Genomic DNA, 4,830 nt, shown 5'->3' on the forward strand with positions numbered 1-4,830 from the left:
GCAGTCGAAAAAAGAATCGAGCAAATGCGGGTCAGGCATGAGCAAAGACGCAAGGATATCGAACGCCATTACAAGCTGACTGCAACAGGATAGTCAATATGCCTGAATGCAAAGTGACAAAGTAGAACTACCCAGCTTCGGGGATAAGTTATTAGGTATATTCTTTATTAAATGGAGAAATGATATGCACAGATGGCAATTAGTGATCCCATTGTTTTTTATGTCTTATGTGGCGTATGGCTCCTCACTCTATAAATGCAAAGATGAGAATGGTGTCGTTACTTTCAGCGATAAGAAATGTGGCGACAAAGCGCAAGAAGCATATCGCCGAACGAAAGAAGGTGATATGCAAAGTCTATTTGAGCGAGGCGATTTCGATCAAGCCAAAGAGTTTGCCATCTACAATGGGCTTACAAAACAGTATGATGTGCTAGTCGAGCAATACAATAGAAATTCAGAAGTTCAACGCGAAAATCAAAGACGTCAAGCTGAAGCTTTAGCACGCCAACAAGAGGCGAGCCGCCAAAACGAGATGGTGTGGCGGTTGCGCAATATGGAGAGTGGCATGTCAAGTATGAAGCGTGATATGTCAAACATGGAATGGGATCTTCACCGTGCGGAACGGCAACGCGAAGACCTAGAGGGCAAGCTGGAATCGCTGAGGTGAGGTTATTGATATATACTCGTTTCATAGCTTTTTTGCGATTTCCTACCCTGTATATTGCTTTTTATTCAGTGAGTTATATTGATAGCGATCAACTATCGATGAATGAAGCAAGTATAGGTATCCAATGTGATATCCCATACAGAACCCTTCGATAGAGCCCCGAAAATACAGCGCTAATCAAAGGGGGCAGTCTTGGTATCACGTAAGACGGCTATACCGTATAGGTTGGGTTGCCGCTGTTGGCAACCCAACATTCGCAAAATGGCTAAAGCGGTTCAAGAGAGCCCGCGTAGGGCGGAACGCGATAGCGGTTCCGCCATTTTGCGATGACGGCGCTACGGGCTACGGGCTTTCAGCGTGCCGCCGCCCGCTTCGGTCTATGCGTGTCGCAACCCGGCCCGTTCCTGCAGGAATTCTTACGAGGTACTCGCTCATGAGCGAACTCAGCACCTATCCCCTGCGCCTGCCCCGCTCCATCCGTGCCGGCGTCAAGCGTGTGAGCAAGCGCGGCTGGGATAACGAGAGTGAACCCCAGCATCCACCATTGTGGTGCTGGGGCTCATTGCTCACCCAAACGACTAAACTGTCAGTCGCAGTTCCGGGCGTAGCCAAGTAGGGTATGCAATCGGCGTCCACTTCCATCGCAAATCCTCCGCGCATCGAACGCCGATTTCATACCTTCAGCGCTGACGAAGAGCCCGAACGAATCACCTTTGGCGCGAACCGCCACAACACAACGCCCGATGAATCCGCCAATCTTCCACGTTATGAACATCGGCGCGGGCGGCCTCTCTGTCATGCCCGCGCCCTACGCGCCCTGGCTGCGCCCACACATCGGCGAACTCTGGGAGCTGGGCGTGACCAAGGTACTCTCGTTATTGGAGGAGGCGGAGGAAGCCGAGTTGCACTTGCAGGCGGAGCGCCAAGTCTGCGCGGCACACCACCTCGCCTTCGAGCGTTTCCCCATCCGCGACATGGACGTGCCGGAGCTGGCCGCGCTGGCGATCCTCGTCGCGCGACTCCTGGACGAGATCCGGGCCGGGTACACCTAGCCGTGCATTGCCGGGGCGGCATCGGGCGCACCGGTCTGGTGGCCAGTTGCCTGCTGGTCGCCAGCGGGATGGAACCGGAGCCTGCCATGCGCCTGATTTCGCTGAAACGCACGATCCCGGTGCCCGAGACGCCGACACAACGCGCCTTCGTTTTCGCCTATGGCGGTTCCCGGCCATGAGCCGGCAGACTGCCGATTTGGCAGAGCGGCTGAGGTGAACCGGGGTCAATCGGCAGAACCTCCTGTCGGAGTTTCGCCCTACGCGGGCGGCTGGACGGTGCGGGTGGCTCATTCACCCACGCGCCGTAACAGCGTTTCGATCACCTTGGCCGAAATCCGAAAATCGGAGGCGTGCAAGCGCGCAAAGACCTCCCGCGCCGATGGAATCAAGCCTTTTGATTTGGCCATGCCAATCACCGCCGCCGTGCCGGCCACGCGCAAGCCGTGCTCGCTCGCGATCGCCCGGCCCGCCCTTTCGTCCATCAGCACAAGCACCGGCTCCACGCTCGCCAAGGCAAGACGAATGCATGCCGCTTCGCCTTCGTCGAGATCGGGCAACGCGGGGCTGGTTGGCGTCGGCCCGCGCACCCTCAGCCATCCGGCATCGAGCGCGGCCAGAATCGCTTGCTCATCCGGCAAGCCCTTCCGCGGTAACACCTCGGACTGAACCTCGGACGGCATCCAGACCTCGCCGAAGAGCGCACGCAGCCAAGACAAACCTTCGACCCGCGCCAGCCCAATCAAGGGACTGGCATCGATCAGGACGAGGCGAGCCATTCGTCGAGGGTCTCCAGATCGCGGTCGGCGTCTTCCTCGGCAAGATTGAGCACGGGAATTCCCGCGCGCGACAGGTGCGTGATGAACTGACTCAGCGGCATCTCCGCCAGTCGCGCCGCCCGCGCCAAGGACAGATTCCCGTCGCGAAACAAGGCCGTCGCCAAGGCTGGCTTGACGCCCTTGGCGTCGAGCACGCCCGCCAGCTCGACCCCGACCATCAGCGCATCCGGCCGATCGCGGTTCAGTACCACGACGACCTCACGGCGAGCCTGGCGCAACGCCTCGCTCGGATTGTTCTTCAGGCCGCTCACATTCACCGTTTGCATAGGCATCCTTCATGGGATGATTCGATAGGCATGATGATAGCAGCACCAAGGGCGTTGGGTTGAGCGATCGTGAAATCCGCAACGACGACGTGGAATTTGTTGGGATTCACGTTGTTCATCCCAGCCTTGCTTAGGGAGGAACTGACGGTATCCGGCAGTCCCAGCACCTTGCCCCAGAACAGGTCATCGCGTTCGTCGAATTCAATACGGGCCGAATAGCCTCGATAGGTCATGCTGTTCATGGGGTCACTCCAAGGGTTTCGGGCCAGCGGCGGATCTCCTCGACCTGATAGCGCTTGGCATCCTTGCCGGGATGCGGGCGATGCGCGTTCTTCACTCCACCCCTCAAGCGCAAGGACACGCGCGCGCCGGCTCCCTCCCGCACCGTTCCGCCGAGCGCCACGATCAGCGCTTCGATATCGGTGAAACGGATCGAAGGACTGGCTTGGAGTTTGGCTGACTTTCAGTCAGCGCTTATTTCGTCTCGCCGATGCCCGCGTCCTCTCCAGTCGCTTGGCGCAGCAGTGCCAGGCCACGCTCGGCTCGGGACTGCACACCCGCAGTTCGGGAAAGCGCCGTTCCATGCGGGCCAGATCGCGCAGGTTGCGCGTGACGAGGTAACGCGACTGACCGGCAATCGCCAACTCGATCAGATGATTGTCGCCCTCGTCCGTGAGATTGGGGCGCCAACCAAAGTAGATCGGCGTCCACTCGCATATCCCCAGGAAGATGTCCAAGAGGCGGGCCTGGGCAATGGGTATCTGTTCCATGTTCGGTCGCGATCTGACTAACATAGTCAGACTCTAGCCGATCTGTCCCAACTCGCGCATCAACCGCCAAGGAGTTGACCGCATGACCACGTCCTACCGCCTCATCGCCTCGCCCGACACCTGGATCGAGGGCGACGCCCTGCGCCAACTGGAGCAGACCGCTGCCTTGCCGGGGATGCGCGTGGCGGTGGGACTGCCCGATCTGCATCCGGGCAAGGGTTATCCCATCGGCGCGGCCTTTTTGAGCGAGCGGATCTATCCGGCGCTGGTCGGCAATGACATCGGCTGCGGCATGGCGCTGTGGCAGACGGATCTGTCGCGGCGCAAGTTCAAGCCCGAGCGGGCGGCGGAGCGTTTGCAGGGACTCGAAGCGCCCTGGGAGGGCGAACTGGACGACTGGCGCGCTGAGTTTGATTTGGAGCCGACCGCCTTCGATGCCTCGCTTGGCACTATCGGTGGCGGCAATCATTTCGCCGAACTGCAGAGTGTTGAAACGGTGATGGATCCAGCGACCCTGGCGGCGCTCGGCATCGAGACCGATCACCTGCTGCTGCTGGTCCACAGCGGTTCGCGCGGGCTGGGCGAGTCCATTCTGCGCGGAATCGTCGATCGACATGGTCATCAGGGCCTCGATCCGACCAGCCCCGAGGCAACGGACTATCTGTGCCAGCATGATCGGGCGCTCCGCTGGGCGGAGGCCAATCGTGGGCTGATCGCGCAACGGCTGTTCGAGGCCCTGAACGTCACCGGCGAGCGGCGGCTGGATGTCTGGCACAACCTCGTGCGGCCCGTGGACTGGCACGGAGAACGGCTGTGGCTGCATCGCAAGGGTGCCGCTCCGGCGGATCGCGGGTCGGTCGTCATTCCGGGATCGCGCGGCAGTCTCTCCTATCTGGTGCAACCGCTGGGGGACAGCGCGCACAGCCTGCACTCGCTCGCCCATGGCGCCGGGCGCAAATGGAAGCGCGGCGAGGCACGGGGTCGCCTGAGCAGTCGGCAACGCCCGGAGGATCTGGTGACGACGGCGCTCGGCGGACGGGTGATCTGCGAGGACAAGGAACTGCTCTATGACGAGGCGCCGGAAAACTATAAAGGTATCGAGCGCGTGGTGGCGGATCTGGTCGAGGCCGGTCTGATGACGATCATCGCCACCCTGCGTCCGCGGCTGACCTACAAGGTCCGTCGTCCGGCCCAGCGGCAACCCGGATTCCGCAAACCGCAACGCGGCCGGTCATGAGC

Annotated in this window: 9 protein-coding genes; 4 read left to right on the top strand and 5 right to left on the bottom strand. The window is 60.2% G+C overall.

Translation table 11 applies throughout. The annotated features are described in order from the left end of the window. Positions 1–106: 106 nt before the first annotated feature. The 3 genes from CCR95_RS17885 (at position 107) to CCR95_RS17895 (ending at position 1,898) form a co-directional block, all read left to right on the top strand. Entirely contained in the window at positions 107–667 is a 561-nt protein-coding gene (locus CCR95_RS17885) for a DUF4124 domain-containing protein (protein ID WP_201096917.1), read from the top strand. 797 nt (positions 668–1,464) lie between these two features. Further along, a complete protein-coding gene (locus CCR95_RS17890) occupies positions 1,465–1,719 on the top strand; it encodes a hypothetical protein (protein ID WP_201096919.1) in 255 nt (84 codons plus the stop codon). Between the two features lie 2 nt (positions 1,720–1,721). Beyond that, the gene (locus tag CCR95_RS17895) at positions 1,722–1,898 is read left to right on the top strand and encodes a protein-tyrosine phosphatase family protein (protein ID WP_201096921.1); all 177 of its coding nucleotides are present in this window, start codon (positions 1,722–1,724) and stop codon (positions 1,896–1,898) included. 108 nt (positions 1,899–2,006) lie between these two features. On the opposite strand, the gene CCR95_RS17900 is transcribed toward CCR95_RS17895, so the two are convergent. Genes CCR95_RS17900 through CCR95_RS17920 form a run of 5 tightly spaced genes read right to left on the bottom strand, consistent with a single transcriptional unit; the run spans position 2,007 to position 3,591 of the window. Then, positions 2,007–2,495, bottom strand: a complete 489-nt coding sequence (locus tag CCR95_RS17900; RefSeq protein ID WP_201096923.1) for a PIN domain-containing protein — start codon at positions 2,493–2,495, stop codon at positions 2,007–2,009. After that, positions 2,477–2,821, bottom strand: coding sequence for a UPF0175 family protein (locus CCR95_RS17905; protein ID WP_201096925.1), 345 nt, complete (start codon positions 2,819–2,821; stop codon positions 2,477–2,479). Before CCR95_RS17905 ends, CCR95_RS17900 begins: the two co-directional genes overlap by 19 nt. Then, positions 2,809–3,063 (bottom strand): hypothetical protein, encoded by a 255-nt coding sequence (locus CCR95_RS17910; protein ID WP_201096927.1) that lies wholly within the window; start codon positions 3,061–3,063, stop codon positions 2,809–2,811. Before CCR95_RS17910 ends, CCR95_RS17905 begins: the two co-directional genes overlap by 13 nt. Further along, positions 3,060–3,254, bottom strand: a complete 195-nt coding sequence (locus CCR95_RS17915) for a type II toxin-antitoxin system HicA family toxin (RefSeq protein ID WP_338115433.1) — start codon at positions 3,252–3,254, stop codon at positions 3,060–3,062. The genes CCR95_RS17910 and CCR95_RS17915 overlap by 4 nt, the downstream gene beginning before the upstream one ends. Positions 3,255–3,288: 34 nt before the next feature. Continuing rightward, on the bottom strand, positions 3,289–3,591 hold the full coding sequence (locus tag CCR95_RS17920; protein WP_242523325.1) for a PIN domain-containing protein: 303 nt from the start codon (positions 3,589–3,591) through the stop codon (positions 3,289–3,291). Positions 3,592–3,673: 82 nt separating this feature from the next. On the opposite strand from CCR95_RS17920, the gene CCR95_RS17925 reads away from it, so the two are divergent. Continuing rightward, a complete protein-coding gene (locus tag CCR95_RS17925; protein ID WP_201096933.1) occupies positions 3,674–4,828 on the top strand; it encodes an RNA ligase RtcB family protein in 1,155 nt (384 codons plus the stop codon). Positions 4,829–4,830: the final 2 nt, after the last annotated feature.

Source organism: Thiocystis minor, from assembly GCF_016653465.1.
Taxonomy (GTDB): domain Bacteria; phylum Pseudomonadota; class Gammaproteobacteria; order Chromatiales; family Chromatiaceae; genus Chromatium; species Chromatium minus.

Coding starts and splice junctions, on each gene's coding strand:
- CCR95_RS17900 (WP_201096923.1), bottom strand. CDS start 2,495: ATGGCTCGCCTCGTCCTGATCGATGCCAGTCCCTTGATTGGGCTGGCG.
- CCR95_RS17925 (WP_201096933.1), top strand. CDS start 3,674: ATGACCACGTCCTACCGCCTCATCGCCTCGCCCGACACCTGGATCGAG.
- CCR95_RS17905 (WP_201096925.1), bottom strand. CDS start 2,821: ATGCAAACGGTGAATGTGAGCGGCCTGAAGAACAATCCGAGCGAGGCG.
- CCR95_RS17890 (WP_201096919.1), top strand. CDS start 1,465: ATGCCCGCGCCCTACGCGCCCTGGCTGCGCCCACACATCGGCGAACTC.
- CCR95_RS17885 (WP_201096917.1), top strand. CDS start 107: ATGCAAAGTGACAAAGTAGAACTACCCAGCTTCGGGGATAAGTTATTA.
- CCR95_RS17910 (WP_201096927.1), bottom strand. CDS start 3,063: ATGAACAGCATGACCTATCGAGGCTATTCGGCCCGTATTGAATTCGAC.
- CCR95_RS17920 (WP_242523325.1), bottom strand. CDS start 3,591: ATGGAACAGATACCCATTGCCCAGGCCCGCCTCTTGGACATCTTCCTG.